This window comes from Solidesulfovibrio fructosivorans JJ] (assembly GCF_000179555.1).
Taxonomy (GTDB): domain Bacteria; phylum Desulfobacterota; class Desulfovibrionia; order Desulfovibrionales; family Desulfovibrionaceae; genus Solidesulfovibrio; species Solidesulfovibrio fructosivorans.
The window spans coordinates 1-24,559 of record NZ_AECZ01000017.1 but is presented as its reverse complement, the minus strand read 5'-3'; the positions used below and the strand labels follow the sequence as shown (position 1 = coordinate 24,559).

General features: G+C 66.5%; 22 protein-coding genes. 3 read left to right on the top strand and 19 right to left on the bottom strand.

Going from position 1 to position 24,559, the window contains the following annotated elements:
* Positions 1–282: 282 nt before the first annotated feature.
* Both DESFRDRAFT_RS12655 and DESFRDRAFT_RS12650 read left to right on the top strand, forming a co-directional pair.
* Positions 283–1,257 carry a 4Fe-4S binding protein gene (locus tag DESFRDRAFT_RS12655; protein ID WP_005994466.1) on the top strand — a complete coding sequence of 325 codons (975 nt, stop codon included), beginning with the start codon at positions 283–285 and terminating at the stop codon, positions 1,255–1,257.
* 100 nt (positions 1,258–1,357) lie between these two features.
* On the top strand, positions 1,358–2,212 hold the full coding sequence (locus DESFRDRAFT_RS12650; protein WP_005994464.1) for an amino acid kinase family protein: 855 nt from the start codon (positions 1,358–1,360) through the stop codon (positions 2,210–2,212).
* 117 nt (positions 2,213–2,329) lie between these two features.
* Here the strand turns inward: DESFRDRAFT_RS12650 and DESFRDRAFT_RS12645 are convergent, their stop codons facing one another.
* Positions 2,330–2,539 (bottom strand): hypothetical protein, encoded by a 210-nt coding sequence (locus tag DESFRDRAFT_RS12645; protein WP_005994462.1) that lies wholly within the window; start codon positions 2,537–2,539, stop codon positions 2,330–2,332.
* 86 nt (positions 2,540–2,625) lie between these two features.
* Between DESFRDRAFT_RS12645 and DESFRDRAFT_RS12640 the strand changes: the two genes are divergently transcribed.
* On the top strand, positions 2,626–2,979 hold the full coding sequence (locus tag DESFRDRAFT_RS12640; protein ID WP_005994460.1) for a PadR family transcriptional regulator: 354 nt from the start codon (positions 2,626–2,628) through the stop codon (positions 2,977–2,979).
* A 71-nt stretch (positions 2,980–3,050) separates the two neighbouring features.
* Here DESFRDRAFT_RS12640 and DESFRDRAFT_RS12635 read toward each other — a convergent pair whose 3' ends face one another.
* From DESFRDRAFT_RS12635 to DESFRDRAFT_RS12550, 18 genes are all read right to left on the bottom strand, one after another.
* On the bottom strand, positions 3,051–3,794 hold the full coding sequence (locus DESFRDRAFT_RS12635) for a hypothetical protein (RefSeq protein ID WP_005994458.1): 744 nt from the start codon (positions 3,792–3,794) through the stop codon (positions 3,051–3,053).
* Positions 3,795–3,967: 173 nt separating this feature from the next.
* Entirely contained in the window at positions 3,968–4,228 is a 261-nt protein-coding gene (locus tag DESFRDRAFT_RS12630; RefSeq protein WP_005994455.1) for a hypothetical protein, read from the bottom strand.
* A gap of 207 nt (positions 4,229–4,435) precedes the next feature.
* On the bottom strand, positions 4,436–5,929 hold the full coding sequence (locus DESFRDRAFT_RS12625) for a sigma-54-dependent transcriptional regulator (RefSeq protein WP_005994453.1): 1,494 nt from the start codon (positions 5,927–5,929) through the stop codon (positions 4,436–4,438).
* 77 nt (positions 5,930–6,006) lie between these two features.
* Positions 6,007–7,230 (bottom strand): DVU_1551 family NTP transferase, encoded by a 1,224-nt coding sequence (locus tag DESFRDRAFT_RS12620; protein WP_005994451.1) that lies wholly within the window; start codon positions 7,228–7,230, stop codon positions 6,007–6,009.
* Entirely contained in the window at positions 7,227–8,267 is a 1,041-nt protein-coding gene (locus DESFRDRAFT_RS12615; protein WP_005994450.1) for an XdhC family aldehyde oxidoreductase maturation factor, read from the bottom strand. Before DESFRDRAFT_RS12615 ends, DESFRDRAFT_RS12620 begins: the two co-directional genes overlap by 4 nt.
* Complete coding sequence (locus DESFRDRAFT_RS12610; RefSeq protein WP_005994449.1) at positions 8,264–9,325, bottom strand: DVU_1553 family AMP-dependent CoA ligase; 1,062 nt, start codon at positions 9,323–9,325, stop codon at positions 8,264–8,266. The genes DESFRDRAFT_RS12615 and DESFRDRAFT_RS12610 overlap by 4 nt, the downstream gene beginning before the upstream one ends.
* Positions 9,316–10,647 carry a radical SAM (seleno)protein TrsS gene (trsS, locus tag DESFRDRAFT_RS12605; protein WP_043794885.1) on the bottom strand — a complete coding sequence of 444 codons (1,332 nt, stop codon included), beginning with the start codon at positions 10,645–10,647 and terminating at the stop codon, positions 9,316–9,318. The genes DESFRDRAFT_RS12610 and trsS overlap by 10 nt, the downstream gene beginning before the upstream one ends.
* 34 nt (positions 10,648–10,681) lie before the next feature.
* Positions 10,682–11,122: a DVU_1555 family C-GCAxxG-C-C protein gene (locus DESFRDRAFT_RS12600; protein ID WP_005994447.1), complete on the bottom strand. Its 441-nt coding sequence runs from the start codon at positions 11,120–11,122 to the stop codon at positions 10,682–10,684.
* Positions 11,119–11,817 (bottom strand): DVU_1556 family methyltransferase, encoded by a 699-nt coding sequence (gene trsM / locus DESFRDRAFT_RS12595; RefSeq protein WP_005994446.1) that lies wholly within the window; start codon positions 11,815–11,817, stop codon positions 11,119–11,121. Before trsM ends, DESFRDRAFT_RS12600 begins: the two co-directional genes overlap by 4 nt.
* A complete protein-coding gene (locus DESFRDRAFT_RS12590; protein WP_005994445.1) occupies positions 11,817–12,032 on the bottom strand; it encodes a DVU_1557 family redox protein in 216 nt (71 codons plus the stop codon). Before DESFRDRAFT_RS12590 ends, trsM begins: the two co-directional genes overlap by 1 nt.
* A gap of 201 nt (positions 12,033–12,233) precedes the next feature.
* Positions 12,234–14,534 (bottom strand): pyridine nucleotide-disulfide oxidoreductase/dicluster-binding protein, encoded by a 2,301-nt coding sequence (locus tag DESFRDRAFT_RS12585; RefSeq protein WP_005994444.1) that lies wholly within the window; start codon positions 14,532–14,534, stop codon positions 12,234–12,236.
* An 84-nt stretch (positions 14,535–14,618) separates the two neighbouring features.
* Complete coding sequence (locus DESFRDRAFT_RS12580) at positions 14,619–17,369, bottom strand: molybdopterin-dependent aldehyde oxidoreductase (RefSeq protein ID WP_005994443.1); 2,751 nt, start codon at positions 17,367–17,369, stop codon at positions 14,619–14,621.
* Positions 17,370–17,506: 137 nt separating this feature from the next.
* Complete coding sequence (locus DESFRDRAFT_RS12575) at positions 17,507–18,529, bottom strand: molybdopterin-binding protein (RefSeq protein WP_005994441.1); 1,023 nt, start codon at positions 18,527–18,529, stop codon at positions 17,507–17,509.
* Between the two features lie 735 nt (positions 18,530–19,264).
* Entirely contained in the window at positions 19,265–20,074 is an 810-nt protein-coding gene (locus tag DESFRDRAFT_RS12570; RefSeq protein WP_005994439.1) for a class I SAM-dependent methyltransferase, read from the bottom strand.
* 130 nt (positions 20,075–20,204) lie between these two features.
* The gene (locus DESFRDRAFT_RS12565; protein WP_005994437.1) at positions 20,205–21,536 is read right to left on the bottom strand and encodes a sigma-54-dependent transcriptional regulator; all 1,332 of its coding nucleotides are present in this window, start codon (positions 21,534–21,536) and stop codon (positions 20,205–20,207) included.
* A complete protein-coding gene (locus tag DESFRDRAFT_RS12560; RefSeq protein ID WP_081458493.1) occupies positions 21,529–22,956 on the bottom strand; it encodes a two-component system sensor histidine kinase NtrB in 1,428 nt (475 codons plus the stop codon). Before DESFRDRAFT_RS12560 ends, DESFRDRAFT_RS12565 begins: the two co-directional genes overlap by 8 nt.
* 24 nt (positions 22,957–22,980) lie before the next feature.
* Positions 22,981–23,829: a hypothetical protein gene (locus tag DESFRDRAFT_RS12555; protein WP_005994435.1), complete on the bottom strand. Its 849-nt coding sequence runs from the start codon at positions 23,827–23,829 to the stop codon at positions 22,981–22,983.
* 118 nt (positions 23,830–23,947) lie between these two features.
* Entirely contained in the window at positions 23,948–24,439 is a 492-nt protein-coding gene (locus DESFRDRAFT_RS12550) for a ferritin-like domain-containing protein (protein ID WP_005994434.1), read from the bottom strand.
* Between the last annotated feature and the right edge of the window lie 120 nt (positions 24,440–24,559).

Below are 24,559 nucleotides of genomic sequence, written 5' to 3'. Positions count from 1 at the left end.
TTCGAGGGAAGAGAGAAAGTGCGAGAGGGGAACCCTTTTTGAAAAAAGGGTTCCCCTCTCGCGCTCTCCCCTCCCCAAAACTTTTACAAGGGGGCTGGGGAAGATGTTTTTGGGGGCAGGGAAGCGCTTGATGCGAGGCGACTGTCGGGGAGCTGACAGCGGGGAGCGGGGGATGGTGTAGTCTCCGGGCGGTTCGGGGATGGAAAGGATGTTTGTCGCTAAGCCGCGTGTCCCCGTTGTTTTTGCAACCTCGTCCCGGGCGTTTCGCCCAAAGCCTTCTTCATGTCACAGCGTTTTTCCCCGTCGTTTTGGTCCCGTATTCCCCAGTGGTTCTTTTTCCTGGCCAGCCTGTACGTGGGCTGGCGCTTCATCCTTTTTTGCCGCTACGCCGTGGGGGCCGGCCCCGAAGCGGCTCGTCCGGCCGGGGTGGAAGGTTTTTTGCCCATAAGCGCGCTTCTGGGCGCGCGCCATGCCCTGGCGACCGGAACCTGGGACCCGGTGCACCCGGCCGGGCTGACCATCTTTCTGGCCGCCCTGGCCATGGCCTTTTTCTTTCGCAAGGCTTTTTGCGGCCACGTCTGCCCGGTGGGCTTCGTCATCGTCCGGCTCGGGCGGCTGGGCCAACGGCTGGGGCTGGCCCGGTCCGTGCCGCGACGGATCGAGGCGGCGCTTCGCACGCCCAAGTACCTGCTGTTGGCCTTTTTCCTCTTCACCAGCTTTTTCGGCATGGACGCCGCCTCCATCGAACAGTTCGTGCGTTCGTCCTACAACCTCACGGCCGACGCCCGGATGCTGCTCTTTTTCCTGCATCCCGGCATGATCGCCCTGGTCGTCCTGGGCTGCCTGTTCGTGCTGGGCATCGTCTTTCGCGGCTCGTTTTGCCGCTGGCTGTGCCCGTACGGGGCGCTGCTCGGACTTTTGGCCAAAATCGGCCCCACGTCCCTGGTCCGCGATCCCGGGCGTTGCACGGGCTGCGGCCGTTGCCGCGCGGTCTGCCCCATGGATCTGCCCATAACGGCCGGGCCGCGCCCCATGGAGTGCAGCGGCTGCGCCTCGTGTGTGACCGCCTGCCCCCAAAAGGCCTCGGCGGCGCGCTTCGGCTTCCTGGGGCGGCCCGCGCCGTGGTGGCTCACGGCCGTTGGGGCTTGCGGCGTATTCGCCCTGGCCTATGCGGCGGCCCACATGGCCGGCGTGTGGCGCACGCAACTGCCCGGGGGCATGGTGGCGAAGCTTTATGCCATGGCTCTCGGCGGCTGACGGTCGGCTCCCGGAAAATATACCCTCCCTTGCTCTATGACGTTTAAGGATATATAGGTTGTGTAGACCTATTTTCGTCGACAACCAAGCGAGGGACGCCATGAGCAAGCTCATCAAGGAAGCGCAGGAAGGCGGACGGTTGCACATCGATTCGCCGCTGATGGGGGAGTCGCTGGTCAGCCGCAAGCTGCTGTCCGGCCAGAACCGGGGTGAGGTGTTTCGGATGCACCCCGACGTCAACGTGCTGAAAATTGGCGGCCAGTCCATCATGGACCGGGGGGCCAAAGCCCTGCTGCCGATCCTGGACGTGCTGCTGACGGCCAAGGAAAAGCACAAGATGATCCTCATGACCGGGGGCGGCACCCGGGCGCGGCACATCTACAATATCGGGCTGGAGCTCGGCATGCCCACGGGCGTGCTCTCCAAGCTCGGGGACAAGGTCGCCTCCCAGAACGCCGAGATCCTGTCCGTGCTGCTGTCCAAGTACGGCGGTGTGCGCATCGGCCACGGCGATCACCTGGAACAGCTGACCATGTTCTGCCAGCTCGGCTATCTGCCCATCACCCCGGGCATTCCGCCCTACGGGTTTTTCGAGCACCCGGCCGAGGAGGGAATGATCCCGCCGCACCGCACGGACTGCGGGGCGTTTCTTTTGGCGGAAAACATCGGCGCGAAATCCTTGCTCTATCTCAAGGACGAAAAGGGCCTCTACAGCGGCGACCCCAAGAAGGCCAAGGACGGAGAGAAGCTCGAATACTACGGCCGGCTGACCGTGGACGAGCTGATCGCCCTGGATCTCGACGACCTGATCGTCGAGCGCCCGGTGCTGCGCTTCCTCAAGCACGCCAAGTGCATCAAGCGGTTCCAGATTATCGACGCCCTGCGCCACCCCGAGCATATCCTGGCGGCCCTCGACGGCGAGCAGGTCGGTACGGTGATCTACAAGGAAGACTAGGTTGGCGGGTTTTTCGCCTGGCCACAACGCGGCCGCGGGTTCCGGGACGGCGGAGCGTCCCGAAACCCGCGGCGTATGAGGCGGTTCAGTTGTTGCGTGTGTGAGGGGAAGGGCGGACTAGACGTGCTTATGGCCGCCGGCGCCTGTCGCGTCCGTGGGCAGATAGATGATCTCGGCCCCCACCGCCTGGGCGATGGCTTCGAGTTCGCGCTGCCGGATGTGTTCGGCAAAGAACTTGAGGTCGCCCGTGGCGGCCACAACGCGGTAGCGGGGCCTCTTTTCGCCCTGTTCGACCTTACGACGCTGCCGTGCGAAGATCTTGGACATGGGTCACCTCCATGGATCGTTGGATGTGGTGTGCTGTTGATACGGACATATGTACTTGAAGCATCTATGTCAAGAGAGGATTCCCGATGTCGGAAAAAATAGGGCCGAACAAACCCGACCGCTATGTGCAGCCGTCGATCCTGATGGCCCTTCTCGATGGAAAGTCCTATGGTTACGAGCTGCTACAGCATATCGGCGAGTACGGCTTCCTGAAAGGGGACGCCGCGCCGGGCATGATTTATCGGCATCTGCGCCAGATGGAGGACGAGGGGCTTGTGGCCTCCCAATGGGACGCCACGGGGTCCGGGCCGGCCAAACGCGTGTATGCCGTGACCCCGGAAGGTCGTGAGGTGCTGGAAGCGTGGGTGGGGTATATGGAGCGGCAGGCCAGGGCGCTTTTGGCCTTTGTCGGGCGCTACAACGAGAAAAGCGGGTCCTGATCGGATGCGGAGGCCAGTGGAAGACACTCCCTGGGAAGCGTCCTCCACTGGCATATCATTGACGTTTGCTTCTAAGCCGTCGTTTTGCTTCGCTTGGTCAGGGCCGTGGCCCAGCGGCCGTGGCCGTCAGCGCGCACCTGGAGCACGGGCCGTCCGGCCCACAACGACGGGCGCAGCCAGCCGCCCGTCACGACGACATCGGCGGGCTGGGGAACGAGCGGGTCGCGGTCCACGGAAACGACCTGGATGCCGAGGTCCGTCAAGGCGGCCACGCCGACCGGGTCGGGCAGGTCGCGCATGGGCCCAAGTTCGATGAACCGGCCGCACCAGCCGTGGCGCGTCAACCCCACGGCCGCGGCCGCGCCGATGATGCCGTCGCAGGTGCCGCCGACGCCGGCCAGGAGCACGCCGCTCGCGGCGGCCATGGCCCGGGCCTGGCCGACCTTGGCGGCGTTGCATGACAGAGCGAAATCCACCAGCCCCTGGTCGACCTGGCCCCGGCTGGCCAGGCACACCCCGGGATCGCTGCCTTCCGGCGCTTCCCGGGCCAGGAAGTCCGCGGCGGCGTCGAAAAGCGGCCGGGCCAGATCCGGCGCGTCCGCTTCCAGTACGGCGCAGGCGGAGCTGTTGTTGCTGGTAAAGGGAATTTCGGGCAATCGCGGCAACTGGTGGCGCAACACGGCCAGCAGTTTGTAGCCGGACCCGAGTCCGCCGCAGAAATCGCGGATGGTGCGGCCCGTGCCCTTGGGCGAATCCTTGGTGTCGGTGTCGTCGAATCCAAGATAGAAAAGGCGGGCGGGATCGGCGCGGTGCATGCGGGGCTCCTTTCCGGCCGTGCCCCCGTCTTTGTCTCCCGGTAAGGAGAGGGGATGCCGTCGGCCGTGGTCCGGGCTGTCGCGGCCCGGCTGCGGGAACCTAGCATCGGGTGGTTGGCCCGACAATCAGAACTGTTAATAATAACTTGTATTATTCATGACATAATCGGGCGTTATCGACGCGCCTTGCCGCCCAGGGGTTCCCGGGCCTTGCCGCCCAGGGTCTCCTGGCCGGTGATGTGATTCATGGACGAGCCGCCCTGGTAGATGATGCCGGTGGTGGTGTCCATGACGTATTCCAATTCGCCGTTGGCGATGTACTGGTAGCGGCCCACGGAACGCGTGCCGGCGTAGATGTACAAGAAGGCCGCGACGCCGGCGACGACGGCGAGCTTGAACAGCACGTCCACGAAATCCTTCACGCCTTGCGCCATGATCTGTCCTCCCGGGGGGAACACGGAACTGGGGGGAACCCTTTCTGTAGAAAGGGTTCCCCCCAGTTCCCCTTCCCAAAGACTTTCAATAGTGATGAGGTGTTACTATCGAAGTCGTTGTAAGGGTAAAAAGTTGAGGAAGGGGAGAGCGCGAGAGGGGAGAACTCTTTTCAAAGGGTTTCCCCTCTCGCATCCTCTTGCCCTCTCTTATACATCCGCCTCTTCGCGTGTGAGGCCGTATTTGCGGATACGGTAGCCGATCTGGCGCAGGGTGAGGCCGAGTTCGCGGGCGGCGCGGGACTGGACCCAGCCGTGTCGCGTCAGGGCGTTTAGGACCTGCTGGCGCTCCATGTCGCGCAGTTCGGCCGCGTCCTCGGGCAGCACTGGCGGCCGGTCGCCTTCGGCCAGCATTTCGGGCGGGATGTCGGCGATGTCGATGCGGTCTTCGGGCGCGGTCACGGCCAGACGGGCCACGAGTTCTTCCATTTCCCGGATGTTGCCGGGCCAGTCGTAGGCTTCCAGGGCTTTGAGGGCCTTGGGCGTCAGCGTCAGGCGGCGTCCGCCCCGGGAGGTCTCCCGGGCCAGCAGGTCGTCGAGCAGGGCGGGGATGTCTTCCCGGCGTTCCCGCAGGCTCGGCACGACGATGACTTCCGGGGACAGGGCGGCGGCCAGTTCCTGGTTCAGGCCGCCAGGGGGAGCAGCGAAAAAAAGGCGCGTGTCCACGCGACGCTCGCGGGCCCCGCCCAGGCGGGCCATGCGCCCGGCCGCGCAAAAGCGGGCGAGCCGTTCGCACACGTCCGGCGGCAGGCGGTGGGCATCCCGGATCAGCAGCGTGCCGCCGTCGGCTTCCTCGAGGAAGCCGGGACCGGACGCGGCGGGCTTGACGGCGGGACCGAGCGGTCTGGCGCAGCCGAAGAGGCGTTCCATGAGCTTGTCCGACCCGGCGGCGCTTACGACCGCAAAAGGATGCACGGCCCGGGGGGAAAGCTCGTGAATGAGGCGGGCCAGGACGCCGCGTCCCGAGCCGGGCTCGCCGCGAAGGACAATGGGGGCCTTGGACACGGCGGCCCGGGCCACCGCGCCGTGCAAAGCCTCCAGGAGCTGGCTCGTGCCGCTCGAAAACACATGCTGGTGGCGCAACGACACCTTGGAACGCAAAAAGGCCACTTCCCGGGCCATGTCCAGGGTGCGGCCGGCGGCCATGGCGGCCATGTCGGCCATGCGGCCGAGGATGCCGGCGAGAAGCGTCAACAGGCGCAGGTCGTCGCCAAGCGGGGCGTCCCGGCCAAGCAGCCCGTCGGTGAAAACCCATCCCTGGGGCCCGTCTTCCTCCCGCCCGGCTGCGACCGGGATGGGCGCGGCCAGCATGGCCGCCTCCTCGCGCGTCGCGGCCACCTTGCCGTCGGCTTCGGCCACGACCGGCGCGGCCCCGGCGCGAAGGACCCGGGCCGTGCGGGCTCCCGGCCCCCGTTCCAAGGCGGCGGTCAGCACCATGCCCACATCGGGCACGCCGAGCCTGGCCCGGATGGTCGGCCGGCCTTCGGCATCGGCCAGCACCACGGCGGCATGGCGCAGCCCCGGCAGATCGGTCAGGGCGTCGAGAAAACGCGAAAGCAGCACGTCCAAGCCGCGTCCGGTATCCGAAGCCAGTCCGCAACTGGCCACGGCACGGCGCAGCACGTCGAAACCTACGGCGTCCATGGCGATAATCCCCTTTCCAGGCCGCGCGCGATTCATGCAGCCGGTTTTCGGATAATCTCAGCTTTTGGCCGCTTGCGTCAATGCCTTGGGGCTTCGGGGGACTTGTGGCTCGTGTGGCGGGCGGCCGCGGCGGCATAGGCCTGGGCCGGGGGCGGACCGGGACGGAAGCCGGCGGCGGCGATGACCGTCTCGGCGCGCTGCCCCACGGCGGCTTCGATGCGGGCGAGCACGCGCAAAGCGTGTTCGCGGCGGCGGCTGATGGCGGCCTGGGCGGCGGCATCGCCGGCAAAAAGGTCGAACTTTTGCCGGAACCGTCCGGCGACCGGCACCAGCCAGCGGCCGAAGACGAACTTGTCGGCGATGTAGACGACTTCGCGCTCGGTGACGGGCGCGTCCGGCGGCAGGTCGATGTCGCGGTGGGCGGCGACGATGGCGGCGGCGGCGTCGAAGCCGAGGGAGGCGAGCAGCCTGCCGCCGGCGGCTTCGTGATGCGGCCGCCCCTTGGCCACGTCGTGGAGCAGGGCCGAGGCCTTGATGAGGGGAATGTCGAGGTTCGCCCCGGCGGCATTGAGCGCCCGGCCGAGGGCTTCGGCCACGGCGGCCACGCCCCGGGCGTGGGCCAGGCCTTGGGGCGGGACCTTCTCGATAGCGAGAAGCGCTTCGGCCTCGGCCGGAGTGGGGATGTCCCGGCGTTCGGCCAGGGAACGCAGCATGGCGTAATCCTCGGGGGTGTCCATGTCGGCCAGGATGTTGGCGTCGGGAACCGCGATTTCCTCGAAGGCGAAGGGCGCCAGGGCCTGTCGCAGGCCGCCGTTGCCGACATGGGCCATGACCGAGGGGATGACGCTTGCGTCCAGGCAGGGCGGATGGCCGCGTTCGCCGGAAAAAACCGGATAGAGGACCGGCGGGGCGTCGGCCTCGCCAAGGCGCGCCACCAGCCGGGCGACGGTGGCCGGCCGGAAAAGGGGGATGTCCACCGGAGTCAGGCAGATGCGGCGGCAGGTTTGCGGCACGGCGGCAAGGGCCGTTTTGACGGTGGAAAACATGCCGGTTTCGTATTCCGGATTGTATGCGCTGCGTATGCCGATGCGTGTCGCCTCGGCCGTGACCTCCACGCCCCGGTGGCCGGTGGCCACCACGATATTCGTGATGCCCGCCCGGCGGAAGGTGTCGGCCAGAAGCGCCAGGGCGCTTTGGCCGTCCAAGGTCAGCAGGGGCTTGAACCCCGCGCCCATGCGCGAGGAGAGCCCTCCGGCCAGGATGCAGGCGCAGGCGTCGGGAAAGGTGGTGTCGGTGCTCATGGCCTTCTGGCGGCGCGGCAGGCGATCAGTTCGGCCACGATGCTCACCGCGATTTCCTCGGGGGTTTCGGCCTCGATGGGAAGGCCGATGGGGCTTTTGACCCGGGCGATGTCGTCGCGGGTGAATCCGGCGGCAAGGAGCCGGTCGTAGATGGCGTCGCGCTTGGAGCTCGAGCCGATCATGCCGATGTAGCCGGCCGGCGTGCCAAGCGCCTCGGCCAGCGCGTCGTAGTCGTGGGCGTGGCCGCGCGTGACGATGACGATGGAATCGTTTTCGCTGACGCGTCGTCCGGTGAGCCAGCCCTTGGCCGGGTCGATCACGGCGGTCTCGGCGGCAAAGGGAAAACGCTCGGGCGCGGCGAATTCCGGCCGATCGTCCAGCACCGTCACCCGGAAGCCCACCATGGCCGCGATCTGCCCCGTGGGCCGGCTGACGTGCCCGCCGCCGCAGATGACAAGCGGACTTTGGGCCAGGGCCGGCTCCAGGAAAAAGCGCCGGCCGTCGGCTTCCATGACCACCGGGGCCAGGATGTCGCGGGCCCTCTCGCGGGCGGCCTGCAAAACCGCCGGGCCGGGATCGCTGCCCACGATGTCGCCCTCCGGGAGCAGCAGGCAGCGGCCCGCGTCGCCGCCGGAAGCGGGCTCCAGGGGCGTGACCACGAGGCCGCGTTCGCTTTTGGCCAAGGTATCGGCCAGGGCGGCGAAAAGGCGCTTGGTGGCCGCGTCCGGGGCCAGGCGTTCGAGAAAAACGCGCATCTTGCCGCCGCAGATGAGGTCCGCGCCTTTCGACGCCTGGCCGGTCATGTCGAAATCCATGAGCCGGGAGACGCCCGAGGCGAGCACCTCGGCCCCGGCGGCCATGACCTGTCCTTCGGCCAGCCCGCCGCCCACGGTGCCGGCGATCTTGTCGTCGGGAAAGATGAGCATCTTGGAGCCGGCGGTGCGCGGGGTGGAGCCAACGCTTGTGACGATGGTGGCCGCGACCACGGAGCGGCCTTCGGCCAGGGTGGTATTGATGATGTCGATGAGTTCGTTCATGGGCGGTTGGCCGCTCCCTTGGCCGGATTGGTCAGTTGCGGGCCGTTTGGCCCGTGGACGATGCGCCCGAGGATGGGCCCCAGGCGACGCAGTTTGCTGCCGCAGGGGCAGGGGCCGGGAAGCATGGCGGCGGCGTCGCCGGTGCGGTAGCGCACGAAGGGCATGCCGCGCGTCGTCAGCGTGGTGAAGACCACCTCGCCCACTTCCCCCTCGGGCAGGGGCTCTCCGGTGGTCATGTGGACCACCTCGAAATAGATGTCGGTTTCGCGCAGATGGTAGCCGTCAAACGCCTCGCACTCGACGCCGCCGCCGTAGCCCATCTCGGTCGCGCCGTAGTGGTCGAAGACCGTGGCCCCGAAGCGTTCGGCCAAAAGCGCCTTCCAGCCGTCCGGCAACGCCTCGGCCGAAAGCAGGATGGTGCGCAGGCAGTCCTTTGCCGCGGCGCGGACGTCCGGGTCGTCGATGGCCCGGCGGATCTGGGACGGCGCGGCCACAAGCGACTGCGGGCGCAGCCGGCGCAGGTCGGCGGCAAGCGCGGCCGGATCGCCCGTGGGGTCGCCGAGGACCCCTTGCGCGCCCAGTCGCGGCAATATCTGGCACAGCAGGTCGCCGATGCTGTCCGGACGCACCCCGGGCATGAGGATGAGCACCGTATCCCCGGGTTCGACCAGGGTCCGGATGCCGATGTGGAAGAAGCGGCGGATGTCCTCGATGTCCCCGGCCGTGAAGGCCACGCGCTTGGGCGCGCCGGTGGTGCCGGAGGTGGAAAGCGTGACCATGCGGGCCACGTCGTCCTGGGACACGGCCAGAAACCGGGCATGGGCCTCGGTCAGATCGGAGGGCAGGGTGAAGGGCAGGGTCTCGAATTCCGCCAGCGTCCGGGGGAAATCCGGCGGCAGATTGCCCAGCCGTTCCCGGTAGAAGGGGGCGGCGGCGGCATGGCGCACGGCCCGGGAAAGTGCGGCCAGCCGCCAGGCGTCGAGGGCCCGCGGCGTCGGAGGGAGGTCCGGCCGGCCGAGCCCGGCGGCGACAAGTCCGTCAACAGGGCTTAAACGCATCCGTCATGCCCCCGGTAGAGCGTGCGGCCGTCGGTCGCCGTCAGGTTGTAGAGGCAAAAGGGAATGAGCCGGTTGTCGGTCGTGGCCACGTGGATGCAGCAGCCGCGCGTGCGTTCGAGGTCGAGGGTCCAGGCGTCCTGAAAGGCCATGGCCGAGACGGTGAAGCGCCTAGCCGTGGCGGCATCGGCCAGGAAGCGGTCGAAATCGTCCATGGGGCCGTCTTTTTTCGGGGCGTCGGTCGGCGCGGCCCATTGGCGGGCCACGAAATTCCGGGAGCGGCGCGCGCCTTCGTCGGCGGCGATGGGGGGCGGCGGGGAGCAGCAGGATTGGCCAGACGTCGGGGCCGGCCGTAGCCCGCCATCTCCCTCGAGGAAATAGGGCTGGGAAAAGGAGCACAGCGAATGCTCGCAGCCCGGCGGATGGAAGTGCTCGGCCCGGATCATGCCGTCCGTTTGATCTTCCAGGCCGCGCATGAGGTCCGGCAGGGTGACGCGCGCAGCCGGGCCGGCGGCCCAGGGATAGCGGCCAAAGGAGCTGACGGGCTGGAAATGGACGCCGCGCACGCCCGGGGCCATGGACCGGGCCAGGCGCACGATGTCGCCGAGCTGGCCGTCGTTTACGCCCGGGGCCACGGTCGGGACCAGAACCACGCCGATGTTCGCCCCCACGCAGGCCTCGATGGCCGCCAGTTTCGTTTCGTAAAGCGGTCCCCCGCGAAGCACCCGGCAGGCGTCGTCGTTGCCGTCGAACTGGAGAAAAACCGAAACGAGGCCGGCATCGGCCAGACGTCCGGCCAGTCCCGGATCGGCGGCCAGGGCCAGACCGTTGGTGTTGAGCTGCACAAAGGAAAAGCCGGCCTTGCGGCAGGCCGCCACCACCTCGGGCAGGTCGTTGCGCACCGTGGGTTCGCCGCCGGAAAGCTGGACGTTGACCGGCCCGGTGGCCTCGAAGATGCGGGCGAAGCGTTCGGAAAGGGCCGGGACCTCGGGATCGGGCGGCGGCGTATTGCCGGCGCTGGCGAAGCAGACCGGGCAGGAAAGGTTGCACCGGGCGGTGATCTCGAAAAGCGCCGTGCAGGTGTGCTGGCCGTGCTCCGGGCACAGGCCGCAGTCATGCGGGCAGCCCAGGCGCGATTCGGTGAGGATCGGCGGTGGGTTGCCCGGGACCTTGGGCCGGTTCCAGCCGACCATGGCCGGCGGGCCATGCCAGAACCGGGTGCGGAATTCGCCGTGCTCGGGACAGGTCTTGACCACGTAGCCGTCCGCGCCGTCGACCTCGCGCCGGGCGGGCACCCGGCGCAGGCAGACCGGGCACAGGCTCATGGTGGGATACGAACCGGAAGACGCGGCCACTTTTTTACTCCCTGGGTTCGGACGGATCGATGCCGGCTTCCGACAGGATGGTGATAATCTGGTCCCAGGCCTCGGACATGAGCCCGCCGCAACGGCTGGCGTCGGGCTTGCCTTCGCTCAGAATGGCCTGGCAGGTGATGTCGCCGTACATGTCGGTGGCCTTTTCGCGGAACCAGTCCACGAATTCGGTGATGAGGAGTTCAGCTTTTTCATGGGGCAGCTCCTCCTCGCGTCCCCGGCCGGCATACAGGCCGAGAGTCAGGCAGCCGCCGGTCAGGATGCCGCAGGTCAGTCCCGATTCCATGCCGTGGCAGATGCCGGCGGCGGCCCGCACCAGGGGCCAGTTCTCCACCCCCTGGGCGCGCAGGGCCAAAAGCACGAGAATCTGGCTGCAACAATAGTTCTTGGCGGCCAGGGGCATGATCTCCATAAGCGTGGGGTTCATAACGACTCCTTGGCGGCGATGCACAGGCAGTAGCCGAACCTGGGGCGTGGCCCCGAGGCGCCGGCACAGGCCGGATCACGGCCGGTCAGCATGGAAACGACGCTTGCCGCCGAGCCCAAGGCGAAGGTCAGGCGGCAGGCCAGCTCGGTCAGCAGTTTGGTGTGGTCCTCGAAGAGGCGCAGGGCGAATCCGGCCGCGCCGAACATGACGGCCAGGGCCTCGCGCGTGACGGCTCCGGCGGCGCAACCCGCGCCGGCCTCGCCAAGGGGATTGCCCTGGCGCAGGTAGAGGTCGGTGGCGACGAGCAGCCCGCCCGGGCGCAGCACCCGGGCGATCTCGGCCAGACAGCCCGGGCCGTCGCCCGAAGCCGAGAGCACGCATTCGCACAGCGCGCCGTCCAGGCTTTTCTCCCGGAAGGGCAGGTGTTGTCCCAGTCCCTGAACCACGGGGGCGATGCGGCCGGCTTGATGCGTGAAAAGGAAGGAGGCGTCGAGGCCGTAAGCGGTCAGCTTCGCCTCGGCAAGAAGGGTCAGGCTCGCGCCGGGGCCGCAGCCGACATCCAGCACCCTGGCCCCCGGGGAAAACCGGCAGGCCGCAAGGGCCCGTTTCGTCAGGGCCAGTCCGCCGGGGCGCAGCGTCCCGCCGGCGACTTCGCGGAAATCCTCTCGCTCATAGGGCGCGACGCAGCCCGGCACTACTTGTCCTCCAGCAACTGCTCCACTTCCAGCATCTTGCCCACGGCCACATACTCCGGGAGCAACGCCATCTTGCATTTGGGACAGGTGAGCAACGTGATGTTGAAGCCGCCCTCAAGGTAGGTGACGTCGGTCTCCTTGGGCTCCAAGGGACCGCCGCATCCGGCGCACGTCCAGTCGCCGGACTGCGGCATGTAAACAAGCGATTCTGCCATGGCGTGTCTAGCGCCTCCGGCGGCCAGGAGGGGCGTTGCCCCTCCTGGACCACCCCACCGGGGGGCCGAGGGCCCCCCGGACCCCCCATACGGTGTTAATGGGTTGGAGCTACAAATTTCCTTTAAAAGTTTTTGATGGGGGTCCAGGGGGAAACTTTTTTCAAAAAGTTTCCCCCTGGCCGCCGGAGGCGTCCCTCTCTTCTACTTGCCGACATTATCCACGTTCATGCGGTGGCTGTAGGCGGTGAAGACCCGGGCGGTATCGCCTTCCATCACGTATTCCACCCAGTAGGTGACGCGGTGCGGCGTGAAGCTGGCCAGGAAATGGCCGGTTTCCCGGTCGAGGAATTTGCGGCCGGTGGTTTCGGCATGGGCCAGGGTCCGTTTCACGTCGTCGTCGAGGATATGGCGGGCCTCCATGCGGGCGCGCACCTCGGGGCTGACCACGAAGTCCGGTCCGATCGGGGCCTTGGCGTCGACGGTTTCGTTCCAGACCGTGGTCAGCATATGGCGGCGCAGGCGGGCCCGGGTCTCGTGGCGCATGGAAAAACCGGGATCGGGCCGCGCGGCCGGGTCGCCGGCGTCCTGGCCGGGAAAGAGGACGTCGAGGAGGTGGTAGGCCCGTTTGCCCACGTGGGACAGCCGGTCGCGGCACATGGCGCAGGTGGCGAGGAAGTCCTTGTCCGAGGCGGCGGCCCGGCGCTCGGTGATGGCCTTGGCCAGTTGCGGATGGGCATTGCCGGCCAGTCCGCCGAAACCGCAGCATTCGGTATAGCGTCCCGAAAGGGGCAATTCCTCGAAGGTCACGCCGCGTTTGGCGAGCAGGGCGCGCACGGCCCGCTGGAGCGGCTCGTTATGGCGCGAGGTGCAGGAATCGTGGACGGCCACCGGCGCGGCCGGGGAAAATCCGGCCGTTTCGGGCAGTCCGGTCTCGCTTTCCATGACCTGCCACAGCGAGACGGCCGGGATCTCGGGCGCGGCCTGTTGGAAAACGCTCAGGCAGGAGGAGCAGGCGGTGATCAGGCGAGGCTTGCCGAGCTTTTCCCACTGGGCCTTGAAGGCGACCACGACTTCCTCGAACAGCGGATCCCGTCCGGCCCAAAGCGCCGGAGCGCCGCAGCAGCCAAGCGCCAGTCCCACGCCGCCGGAGAGCTTTTGCCGCAAGAAGGCATAGGCTTCGGGGATGCGGCCGTCGGGTTCGCCGGCCAGCTGGCAGCCCGGGAAAAACAGGTGGGCGCAGGCGTCCTGGCCGGGCTCCGTGCGGACGAGGGCGCAGTCCGGGCCGTTGGAGAAGGCCATGTCCTCCAGGGCGAACTCGTGGGCCGAGGGCGGCATTTTGCCGCGTTTGACCATGTCCCGGCGCGAATGGAGGCACAGTTCGGCCATGGAGAAATCCTCGGGACAGACCTCGGTGCACAGCCCGCACAGGGTGCAGGAGTCGATCATGCGGTTGAGGTAGTGGTTGCCGAGGACAATGGAAAGGTTGTTGTAGATCTGTCGGGCGTAGAGTTTGGGGTAGCCCTTGTAGTGCTTGAGGTATTCGCAGACCTTGACGCATTCCATGCAGTCGCACTGCATGCAGCGAGCGGCCTCCGTCTTGGCGTCTTCCGGGGCGAAGCCGGCGACCGGATCGGCCGGTTCGACGCGGGCCACGGCGGGCACACCCTTGAGGTTGGTGTAGGTCCGGGTGGTGGTGACGCCTTCTTTTTCCCGGCTGGTGGTCAGGCTGGCGCCGGAGATGAAGCGGTCGATGGACATGGCCGCCCGGCGGCCGTCGGTGACCAGGGAAATGATGGACCGGGAGCCGTCGGGGCGCGGCCAACCGCCGCAAAAGACGTTCGGCCGGGGCCCCTGCAGGGTGACGACATCGGCGTCGGCCCGGGAGATGCCGCACAGGTCGCGGCCGGCGCATTCGACATAGACGGCGTCGCATTCGGCGGCGAGGGCCTCGAGGCGCGCGGCGTCCAACGTCTGGCCGGTCTTGACGGCGACGCCCATGCGGCCGAGCATGTCCAGGGCCTCGGCCAGGACGTCGGACGGCAGCATGTCGGGGGAAATTTCGTTGAGTTTGCCGCCGGCTTTGTCCGCGGCGGCGTAAACGGTGACGCGGAAGCCCTTTTTGGCCAGGTCCCAGGCCAGGGTCAGGGAGCTGAGGTCGCCGCCGAGCGCGGCCACGGTCTTGCCCTTGGAGGGCATGCACATGGGCTTGGCCCCGGCCGATGTGGCCAGGACGCAGGCCCGCTCCAGAGCGCCTACGGTCAGGGCTCCGCCAAGCGTCGCGCGCAGACAGGCGTTCTCGCACGGGTGGTCGCACAGACGGGCGAGCACCCCGGGCAGCGGCATGGTCCGATCAAGGATCTTGCGTGCGCCCGAGAGATCGCCGGCCGCCATTTTGGCCATAAATCCCCGCACATCCACGCTGATGGGACAGGCGGCCTGGCAAGTCGGCTGTTCTTCCTGAATGCACCGGTACTCGGTGTCTCGCAGTTCCTGTTGATTCATGGGGCCTTCCGGTGGGAAACGACGGGACGGACGCATTGCGCCCGCCCCGTCGTTCGTTTTGAGCGGAGTGTAAAACCCCGAAGGTTACTTGCCAAGCTCCTTGATGGCGGCCAGGACCTTTTCGGGGTAGGCCGGAAGGTGACGGACGAAGGCGCCGCCGGTGGCATTGGCGATGGCGTTGATGATGGCCGGGTGCGGTCCGCACAGCGGCACTTCGCCGACGCCGGAACCGCCGAACGGACCGTGCTCACGCGGCGAGTCGACGTAGATCAGCTCCATGACGTCCGGGATGTCCTTGATGTAGGGCACGCCGGCTCCGGCCAGGGAGGAGTGCTTCTTGATGTCCTCGAAGTCCTCGGTCAGCGCCAGGCCGACGCCCTGGGCCAAGCCGCCCCAGTTCTGGCCGTCGACGGTCTGACGGTTGGTCAGGGTGCCGATGTCTTCCACCAGGGTCATCTTGTCGACCTGGGTCTTGCCGGTGGTGGTGTCCACGGTCACTTCGGCCATGAACAGGCCGTACATGTAGTTGGCGAACGGGTTGCCCTGGCCGGTGTCCGGATCGCAATCGTTGGCCGGCTGGGTCCAGGTGCCGTTGTACTTGGTCTTGAGGCCGTCCTTGACCATCTCGTCGTAGGTGCGGAAGGTGCCGTCGGGCTTGCGCATGGCCTCGACGAGCTGCTTGCAGCCGTTGATGATGGCGTTGCCGACGAGCACGTTGGAGCGGGAACCGCCGGCCGGGCCGGAGTTCGGGCACTTGCTCGTGTCGTTCAGGACGATCTTCAGCTTGGAGGCCGGGATGCCGAGGGGCCTGAGAGCTTCATGGGCGAAGCACAGGGTGCCGAGGTCGGAACCCTGGCCATGGTCCTGCCAGGTGTTGAAGATGGTGATGGTGCCGTCGGCGTTGAGCTCGACATCGGCACCGGCGCTGTCCGGGCCGTCCAGGCCGGCGCCGTAGATGCCGAAGGCCACGCCGACGCCCTTTTTCAGGGTGTCAGAGGAATGCCGCTTCGCGTTGGCCAGGGCCTCCTTGTACTTCGGACGGAGGATGTCGATCATCTCCGGGTACATGAAGGAATCGGGCACCTGACCGGTCGGGGTGGTGTCGCCGGGGCGGTAGCAGTTGACGTAGCGCAGTTCCAGCGGATCCCAGCCGCCCTTGAGGGCCAGCTCGTCCAGCAGAACCTCGGAGGGGAACATGATTTCCGGCGAACCGTAGCCGCGGAAGGCCGAACCCCAACCGTGGTTGGTGCACACGCAGTGACCAACGGCGCGCATGTTCGGGATGCCGTAGCCGGCCATGAAGTACTGGGCGCCGCGCAGGGTCAGCAGGTCGCCGAACTCGGAGTAGGGACCGTGGTCGACGATCCACTCGTGCTGGGTGCCCTTGATCTTGCCGGTCTTCTTGTCGGCGGCAACCTTGCCGGTGGTCCAGAACGGGGAGCGCTTGCCGGTGTAGTACTGCTGCTGGGCGTAGTTGTAGTGCAGGTGGCAGGGACGGCCGGTGGCCATGGTGGCGGCGCCGACGAGGGCTTCCATGGTCGGGCTGAACTTGTAGCCGAAGGTGCCGCCGGTGGGCAGCTGGATGAGCGCGATCTTGTCCGGCTCGACGCCAAGGCCGGGGGCGATCATGTACAGGTGCAGGTACAGGCCGATGGACTTGGAGTAAATGCGCAGAATGCCGTCCTCGTCGTACATGGCGAAGCCGACGTCGGGCTCGATGGGCAGGTGCGGCTGGCGCTGGGTGTAGTAGCTGCCCTCGGCAACCACGCAGTCCGCGCTGTTGAAGAAGGGCTCGGGATCGTCGCCCTTGACCAGGCCCTGCTTGTAGTAGGTGTTCGGGGTGCCGGGGTGGATCTCGATGGCGTCCTCGGCCATGGCGGCGGGGGCATTCATGTAGGCCGGCAGGACTTCCAGATCGACCTTGACCAGCTCGGCGGCCTCGCGGGCGATCTTTTCGGAGGTGGCGGCGACCAGGGCGATGGCGTCGCCGTACTGGAAGACCTTCTCGTCGCACAGGATGGGACGATCCCAACCGTCACCCTTGTTGGTGGGGAAGGTGATCAGGCCGGTGATGCGGTTCTTGCCCTTGATGTCCTTGGCGGTGATGACGCTGTGGACGCCTTCGACCTTCAAGGCCTCGGAAACGTCGATGCCCTTGATGTTGGCGTGGGACACGCGGGCTTCGACGATGGCCAGGTGCAGGGTGTCGGCGGGCAGCTGGAGCTTCTGGTCGTCGCCGAAGGCCCACTGGCCGGTGACCTTGGCCACGCCGGAGGGACGCGGGGCGCGGGAGTTGAAGATGTTGCCGTCAGCCGGGAAGTTGTGGTTGATGTCGAGGGTCATCTCGCCGCGCAGCACCTTGGCGGCGTCCATGACGGAGTCGACCAGCGGGATGTAGCCGGTGCAGCGGCACACGTTCTTGTGCTTCTGGAACCAATCGCGCACTTCCTCGCGGGTGGGCTTGGGATTCTGGTCCAGCAGGCCCTTGGCGGACATGATGAAACCGGGCGAGCAGAAACCGCACTGGGCGGCGCCGTTGGCCACCCAGGCAACCTGCAGGGGGTGCAGGTTCTGGGGGGTGCCCAGGCCTTCAATGGTGGTGATGTTGGCGTAGTCCTCGATGCGGCGGGCTTTGGTGATGCAGGCGCGCACGACCTTGCCGTCGAGGATGACGGAGCAGGCGCCGCACTGACCCTTGGCGCAACCGACCTTGGTGCCGACCAGATGCATTTGCTCGCGCAGCACTTCGGACAGGAAGGCATCGGGATCGACAATGAGCTTGTGCTCAATGCCGTTCACGACCCAGATCTTTTCCATTTTTTTGGCAATTTCCATGCGTTTCTCCGTGCTCGGGTTAGAGGATTACCGTTTCCGCCAATACGCACGCCGTCTGCGGGAGCGCGTGCCGCACAGGCCGAATGCCGCGCTTGCGCGTGTTGTGCCGGAAGGGACGGCTTGGGCCGCTTTTTCCGTCAACTCTTGCCGAACCCGCAAAGGGGATAGCGGCATTCGGGGCACATGGCGCACAGGCCCCCATGGCCAAATTCCACGATATCGGCCTTGGTCAGCTTTTCGCCGGCCACCAGCCGCGGTACCGCCAGATCGAAAATGCTGGCCTTGTGGTACATGACGCACCCGGGCAACCCCACCACGGGCACGTCGCCGATGTAGGCCAGCATGAACATCGCTCCGGGAAAGGTGGGCGAGCCGTAGGTGACGACTTGGCCGCCGGCGGCCCGGATCGACGACGGGGACAGGTCGTCGGGGTCGACGGACATGCCGCCCGTGACCGCGATCATCTCCGCGCCGTCGGCCAGGAGCTGGCGGATGGCGCGCACGGTCATGTCCCTGTCGTCGGGCACGATGACCTGCCGGATGACCGAGCAGCCGAGGTCGTCGAACTTGCGGCGCAAAACCGGTCCGAACTTGTCCTTGATGCGGCCGTGGTAGACCTCGCCGCCGGTGGTGACCACGCCCACGCGAAGGGGCCTAAACGGCCGCACCATGACCAGCGGGCCGGTCTCGGCCGTGACCTTCTCCACCGCGTCGAGCTTCTCGGCGGCCACGACCAGCGGCACCACCCGGGTGCCGGCCAGCATCTGCCCCTCGGAAACCACGGCATCGCCGTGCATGGTGGCGATGGTCACCTCGTCGATGGAATTGCACCGCCTAAGCGCGTCCACGTTGATCTTGAGCAGCCCCCGCCGGTCGGCCAGCAGGTTGATGCGGCCCTCGCAGGGTTGGGTGAAGGTGATGCCCTCGCCGGCGATGGCCCGGGCGATGCGGCCGGCCGCGTCGTCCTCGTGGACCAGCCCCTCGGCCAGATCCCAGACGTAAATGTGTTCCTTGCCCAGGCGCAAAAGGACCGGGATGTCCTCGGGGGCGATGATGTGGCCTTTGCGGAAGGCCGGGCCCTTGCCTTCACCGGGCACGATGCGGGTGATGTCGTGGCAAAGGACCATGCCCTGGGCCATTTCGACGGGAATGCTGCGCATGAATTGTTCTCCCGGGTCAGACGCGGCCGATTCGGGCGGTGGCCGGCCTTGTTGTATTGCGGCGAATGGCGGTTAGGAGCCTTGTGTCACGCTTTTTTGTGAAGCGTGATTCTTGTCGCCATGAGGCGGCGGGATTCGCGACCATTGTTGCTGCGGTCCGGGAAGGGGCCGGCGCGACATTTGGTGCGGCCAGGGTCGCGTGAGCCGCGATGACGTCGCGCGCAAGCCGTTGTCCAGCGGATTCGCATTGCTGGGAAAGGGGATTTTGGGCCCCGGTGTTGCTTGCATAAATGGATTGGCGCGACATAGGTTCCAATCTGGCAGCAAGAAGCAGGCCAACCATTCGGGGCGCGAAAATACAGGATTAGAGGGAGTTGGGCGAAACTGTCACGCGATGTCATCTGCCAGTGTGACACGCTGACACTGGCCCCGGCGCGACAGGCCTCCTTGTTTCTAAGCAAACACATTAATTTTATTGCTTAAATTGAGAAAAAGTAATTTTGATCCAGTTTGAGGGTATTGATGAGTCAAAAGGCAACATACGGACGAAGATTCATTGCGTCAAGCCTATTATATTATTGAAAACATAACAGATGCGGGCGGTTTCTTTATATGCTAATTTAAGCAGTAACAGGATTCCGGAGGGAGGATGTCGGACGGGCGAAAGGCGCCCGCGCCCCGCGGGGACGGGCGAGACGGCGGACGTGTCGCAAGATGCCCTGACAGGGGCGGGGGCTAGGCTGGCGTACGGACGGGGGCGGCCGGTTTGCCGGCGCGGATATGCAGGAAAAGCGGGGCGACCCGGGTGTCGGCCACCAGGGGGACGGCGGCGGCGAGCGCTGCCGTGGCGCACGGTTCGCCAAGCTCCTCGATCAGGAAACCGGCCCGGCGGATCGCGTTGAGCCAATCGCTTATGGTGCGGTGGAAGTAGGGCACCTGGAAGGGCGGGACTTCGCTTCGCCGTTCGCGCGGCAGGCTGGAGAACCACCATGTGTCGAGACGGGCGCCTTCGGTCTCGAAATAGCGCCCGACCTCGATGGCCCGCACCGACTGGTCAGGCTCGCGCAGCACCTTGCGATACGGCGGCGCGAAGCAGGGGTGCAGGATGGAGAATTGGAGGAAGCCGCCCGGGCGCAGCACCCGCCAGGCTTCGTCGAGGGCGCGTTCATGGTCCGGCATGTCCATCAGCGACATGAACGCGGTGGCGAAATCGAAGGAGGCATCGGCAAAGGGCAGGGATAGGGCATTGCCGAGCAGAACGTCGATGTCGAGGGGCTCTGCCGCCTCGGCATTGCGGGCATGGCGCACGAAGGTCGGCGCGATGTCGATGGCGCGCATCCTCGCCCCGAGCCTGGCGAGCCGGCGGGTGTTGGTGCCTTCGCCGCAGCCGATGTCCAGCCCGCTGCGGCCGGCGACGGGCGGGAGCATGGCCAGGAAAGCCGGCGTGTTGAGCGCGTCCCGGTACACGTCGAGCCCGGCCCGGCTTTGGCGCGTCCACTGCCTGGCGTTGGCTTCCCAGTAGGCGGCGACTTCGGAGCTTTGCATGGGCGTCCCGGCGGTTGGCTGTAATCCCTCAAGCGGCAGGAAAACTGCTGCCCGCGCGAAGCGTTACCACCAATGGGCAGGGAAGGGAACCGGCAGGAAACGCGCGCCGCCGGGTGTCGGCGGCGCGCCCCTAGAACAGGTTGTATTGCCGGATCTTGCGGTAGAGCGTCTTGCGGCAGATGCCGAGCGCCTCGGCGGCCAGGGATCGGTTGTTGTCGTAGAAGTTGAGCACCTTGGCGATGTGCTCCTTCTCCTTGGCCTCGAGGGTCAAAATGTCCTCTTCGGTCCGGTCCGGCTCCAGGAACTCGCGGGGCAGGGCGTGCTCGGTGATGAGGTTGTTTTCGGACAGGATGATGGAGCGCTCCATGACGTTTCGCAGTTCGCGCACGTTGCCCGGCCAGTCGTACTCGGTCAGGCACTTCATGGCCCGGTCGGAAATGCGGAACGGGGCCTGTCCGGCGGTCAGGCGCGACAGGAAGAACTCCACCAGAAGCGGGATGTCCTCGCGGCGTTCCCGAAGCGCCGGCATCTCGATGTTGAACACGTTGATGCGGTGGAAAAGCGCCTCGTGGAAGCGTCCTTCGGCCACTTCCTTGACCAGTTCGCGGTTGGTGGCGAAGAGCAGCCGGATGTCCGCCCGGCGCTCTTCCTTTTCGCCCACCCGGCGGTAGGTCTTGTTTTCCAGCACGCGCAACAGCGCCGCCTGGACCTCGATAGGCAGCTCGCCGATTTCGTCGAGAAACAGCGTGCCCTTGTTGGCGAAGGCCATGAAGCCCTCGCTGTTCTCCACCGCCCCGGTAAACGAGCCGCGCAGGTGTCCGAACAGTTCGCTTCGGGCCAGCTCCTTTTGCAGCGTGGCGCAGTTTTTGATGAAAAAAGGCTTGTCCGCCCGTTTGGACAGGGACTGGATGAGCTGGGCCGCCACTTCCTTGCCGGCGCCGGATTCGCCGGTGATGAGCACCGGCACCTCGGTCGGGGCCACCTTTTCGATCAGGTAGCGGACCTGCTTCATGGGCGACGAATTGCCCACCAGCTTGACCGGCGGGGTCTCGCCCTGGAAATGCCGCAGCCGCCTGTTCTCCCGGCGCAGGAATGTGCGCTGGTAGGCCCGCTCGATGAGCAGTTCGAGTTCGGCCAGGTTGAACGGCTTGGTCACGTAGTCGAACGCCCCGAGCTTCATGGCCTCGACGGCCGTGTCGATGGCGCCGTGGCCGGTGACGAGGATGCACTCCAGGTCTTCCTGGCGGTTTTTGAGCTCGACCATCAGGTCGATGCCGTTGATGTCGGGCAGGCGGATGTCGAGCACGGCCACTTCGAATTCGTGCTTGGCCATGAGCTCCCGGGCCTCGCGGGCGCTGGCCGCGACATGCACCGTGCGGGCCGGGGTGGTAAACTCCTTGAGCAGGAGCTTGCCGATGGAAGGTTCGTCGTCCACGACGAGAAGACCGTAGGGATTATTCACTGGGTTGGCCGCTGTCCAAAGGGAGTTTCACCGTGACGTGGGTGCCGAGGCCCACTTCGCTGGCCACTTCGATAAAGCCGTGGTGTTCGCGCACGATGCCGTAGCAGGCGGCAAGGCCGATGCCAATGCCCTTGCCCACGGGCTTGGTGGTGAAAAAGGGGTTGAAGAGCTTGTCCATGTTCTCCGGCGGGATGCCGCAGCCGGTATCCTCCACGGACAAATTGACGGTGTTGTCGTTTTCCGGATGCGTGGTGATGGTGATTTCGCCTTCGCCGGCAATGGCGTCCATGGAGTTGACGAGGATGTTTAAAAGCACCTGCTTGAGCTGCGCCTCGTCGCCGGGCACGGTGGGCAGGGGATCGAAGAGATTGACGGTCAGGCGCAGGCCCTGCTTGCCGCACGCCTCCAGGTGGCCGCGCAGAATGTTCAAGGTGTCCGTCACGACCTCGTTTAGGCACACCGGCGAAAAAGCCAGGGTGTGGGGCCGGGAGAAGGACAGCATGGAACGCACGATGTCGCGGCAGCGCCGGCATTCCATGAGGATGGTTTCGGTGTATTCGGCCACGTCGGCGTAAAGGGCCTCGCTTACGCGCTCCTGGATGGCGGGCAGCCGGCGGCGGATGCCCTCGGCCAGGCCGTAGACGGCGGTGAGCGGGTTGTTGATCTCGTGGGCCACGCCCGCGGCCAGCATGCCGATGGTGGCCATCTTTTCGGCCTGGTAATACTTGGACTGGTATTCCGTCTCCAGGGTGACGTCGCGTTTGAAGATGAGGATGCGGGACTCCGGGCTGTCGGGGTTGTGAATGGGCGAGGCCACCATTTCGAAGCGGCGGGGCACCCCCCCGATCTTGAAGGTCCCCATGCAGCGGCACACGGCGTTGGACTTGAAGGACCGGTGGGCCGGACACTCGGGACAGGGGTGTTCGCCCTCGCGGAAGATGCGGTAGCAGTGCTGCCCCTCGGGCCGGGGGATGTTGAAAAGTTCGTGGAAGACGTGGTTGACGGAGATGATGCGCAGGTCCTTGGACAGCACCATCATGATGTCGGTGATGCCGTCGAGGATGGCCGCGATCTCCTGGCGGCGCACTTCCGATTCCTCATGGGCTTCCTGGAGTTCCTGCACTTTCTGGCGCAGTTCCTGGTAAAAGCCGAGCTTGCTGTGCTCGATGCCGATGAGGTCTTCCAGCGTCGGCGGGTGGGCCATGCCGTCGTCCGGGCGGCCCGGGTCGGGCGCGGCCTGGCACGACCGCAGTCTCGAGGGCGTCATGAAGGATTCACGGCCATCTCTGGCCACGTCGAGGGTCAGGCGGCGGAAAGGCATGGTCCGAAGCGGTCCCGGGGAAAGACGCAAGACGTGCTGCGGCAGCTTGTGCGCCTCGGGGGCGGCGGAACCGGAGGACGTCTTGGCCTGTGAGGACATGATGCCGTCCATGGGATAATCCCGTCAAGAAAGCAACAGGCAGGCCGCTTCCTCCCCACGGGCGATAGGACGCATGGCCACGAGCCTGTCGGGCCCGGCCGGTTCGATGGCGGCGATAAGGCCCATATCCAGGAAATCCTGCAACGCGGTGATGGCCCGCACGCGAAAGGCCGGCATGGGCTGGCGCGTCAGCCCCGACAACCGGCGCAGGGCGGCCAGGTCCAGGCGCGATGTGGCCGGGCCCTGGGAAAGCAGGCCGGCCAGCCAGCGGTGGAAGCGGCCGGCTCCGAACGGGGAACGGCTGGCCAGCAGCCGCTCCACGACCGGCGCGGCTTGAAAGGCTTCCATGACGCGGGGACTCACGTCCACGGCGCAAATGCCGGCGGCGCGGTCGCAAAGCAGGGTGTTGAGCAGCTTCGCCTGCATGAGGACATGGCCTTGCTCTTCCTCGATTTCGATGCGGGCGCTGGCCAGTCGCCACAGCGACCGTTCCAGCCGCCGCGTGGCGAAGCGCCTGCCCCGGGGCCAGATGCAGCGCGTCAGTTCGCGCAGATGGAACCGGGCCGCGCCGGCCCGGCCGGTATCCCGGAAGGCCAGCAGCACGCAGCCGAGAAAGGCGTCCAGGTCGTCCTGGTCGAGGCGTTCCCCGGAATAGCGGATCACGGCTCCCGGCCAGCAGGTGGAAAGGGCCAGGCCGTCGATCCAGGGCCTGGGGCCGGGATTGCGGGCGGAAAAAAGGTCGGAGGAGAGAATGAGCCCGGCCATGCGGCCGGCGAATCCCTGCTCCAAGGCATCGGCGGGACCGGCCTTGGCTTCGGGAACCAAGGGGCTTTCCAGGGTCATGGCGTCAAAGCCGAAATCATCATGGTACATGGCCGTCCCCCTTGCCCCGCGTCCTTTCCCGATCCGCGTCCGAAGCGGACGGGCGGGCGGAAAGGCATGACGGCGGGCCCTGGCCGAGAGGCTTTGGCCCGCCGGGTTGATCGTGCGTTTAGGCCTGGTTGCGCAGTTTCACCAGCATGGCGCGCAGCTGGCGCAGGTGCCCGCGCTCCTCGTTCAGGCACTGCTTGACGATATCGGACTCGTTTTGCGGCAGAAGGTCCATCATCTCGCGAAAGTAGAGGATGGTGTCCTTTTCGAACCGGCTGGCCAGCTCGATGGCCTCGATGGGGTCGGCCGCGTTGGCCAGGTCCTTTTCCGGAGCCCCGCCGCAGAAAAGGGCATGGGAATCGAGCAGGGCCTGGACGTAGTCCATGTATTCCGCTTCGTCGCTGCCGGCCGGGATCTCGATCTTGCCGATGCGGCCGGCCATGGCCTCGAAAATAGCCTGGTGGCGGGCTTCCTCGCCGGCAAAGAACTGCAGGAAGTTCTTGACGTCCGGGTTGGTGGCGGCGGCCGCCGCCTTGGAATAGACGTTGCGGCCCCGGCGCTCGATCTCGATGGCCGTGCCGACGATGTCGCTGCCGCTAAAAAAGTTAGCCATTTCATTCTCCCTTGCGGTGGAGGCCTCCGGCGGCCAGGGGCGCTGCCCCTGGACCCCGCCGGGAGGCCATCGGGCCCCCCGGCCCCCCCTTTTCCCGGCTGGAACCGCTCGCGGCGACAT

What these genes read in the sequence shown, in the direction of transcription:
- DESFRDRAFT_RS12655 (WP_005994466.1), top strand. Translation starts at nt 283, where the DNA reads ATGTCACAGCGTTTTTCCCCGTCGTTTTGGTCCCGTATTCCCCAGTGG.
- DESFRDRAFT_RS12650 (WP_005994464.1), top strand. Translation starts at nt 1,358, where the DNA reads ATGAGCAAGCTCATCAAGGAAGCGCAGGAAGGCGGACGGTTGCACATC.
- DESFRDRAFT_RS12645 (WP_005994462.1), bottom strand. Translation starts at nt 2,539, where the DNA reads ATGTCCAAGATCTTCGCACGGCAGCGTCGTAAGGTCGAACAGGGCGAA.
- DESFRDRAFT_RS12640 (WP_005994460.1), top strand. Translation starts at nt 2,626, where the DNA reads ATGTCGGAAAAAATAGGGCCGAACAAACCCGACCGCTATGTGCAGCCG.
- DESFRDRAFT_RS12635 (WP_005994458.1), bottom strand. Translation starts at nt 3,794, where the DNA reads ATGCACCGCGCCGATCCCGCCCGCCTTTTCTATCTTGGATTCGACGAC.
- DESFRDRAFT_RS12630 (WP_005994455.1), bottom strand. Translation starts at nt 4,228, where the DNA reads ATGGCGCAAGGCGTGAAGGATTTCGTGGACGTGCTGTTCAAGCTCGCC.
- DESFRDRAFT_RS12625 (WP_005994453.1), bottom strand. Translation starts at nt 5,929, where the DNA reads ATGGACGCCGTAGGTTTCGACGTGCTGCGCCGTGCCGTGGCCAGTTGC.
- DESFRDRAFT_RS12620 (WP_005994451.1), bottom strand. Translation starts at nt 7,230, where the DNA reads ATGAGCACCGACACCACCTTTCCCGACGCCTGCGCCTGCATCCTGGCC.
- DESFRDRAFT_RS12615 (WP_005994450.1), bottom strand. Translation starts at nt 8,267, where the DNA reads ATGAACGAACTCATCGACATCATCAATACCACCCTGGCCGAAGGCCGC.
- DESFRDRAFT_RS12610 (WP_005994449.1), bottom strand. Translation starts at nt 9,325, where the DNA reads ATGCGTTTAAGCCCTGTTGACGGACTTGTCGCCGCCGGGCTCGGCCGG.
- trsS (WP_043794885.1), bottom strand. Translation starts at nt 10,647, where the DNA reads ATGAGCCTGTGCCCGGTCTGCCTGCGCCGGGTGCCCGCCCGGCGCGAG.
- DESFRDRAFT_RS12600 (WP_005994447.1), bottom strand. Translation starts at nt 11,122, where the DNA reads ATGAACCCCACGCTTATGGAGATCATGCCCCTGGCCGCCAAGAACTAT.
- DESFRDRAFT_RS12590 (WP_005994445.1), bottom strand. Translation starts at nt 12,032, where the DNA reads ATGGCAGAATCGCTTGTTTACATGCCGCAGTCCGGCGACTGGACGTGC.
- DESFRDRAFT_RS12585 (WP_005994444.1), bottom strand. Translation starts at nt 14,534, where the DNA reads ATGAATCAACAGGAACTGCGAGACACCGAGTACCGGTGCATTCAGGAA.
- DESFRDRAFT_RS12580 (WP_005994443.1), bottom strand. Translation starts at nt 17,369, where the DNA reads ATGGAAATTGCCAAAAAAATGGAAAAGATCTGGGTCGTGAACGGCATT.
- DESFRDRAFT_RS12575 (WP_005994441.1), bottom strand. Translation starts at nt 18,529, where the DNA reads ATGCGCAGCATTCCCGTCGAAATGGCCCAGGGCATGGTCCTTTGCCAC.
- DESFRDRAFT_RS12570 (WP_005994439.1), bottom strand. Translation starts at nt 20,074, where the DNA reads ATGCAAAGCTCCGAAGTCGCCGCCTACTGGGAAGCCAACGCCAGGCAG.
- DESFRDRAFT_RS12560 (WP_081458493.1), bottom strand. Translation starts at nt 22,956, where the DNA reads ATGTCCTCACAGGCCAAGACGTCCTCCGGTTCCGCCGCCCCCGAGGCG.
- DESFRDRAFT_RS12555 (WP_005994435.1), bottom strand. Translation starts at nt 23,829, where the DNA reads ATGTACCATGATGATTTCGGCTTTGACGCCATGACCCTGGAAAGCCCC.
- DESFRDRAFT_RS12550 (WP_005994434.1), bottom strand. Translation starts at nt 24,439, where the DNA reads ATGGCTAACTTTTTTAGCGGCAGCGACATCGTCGGCACGGCCATCGAG.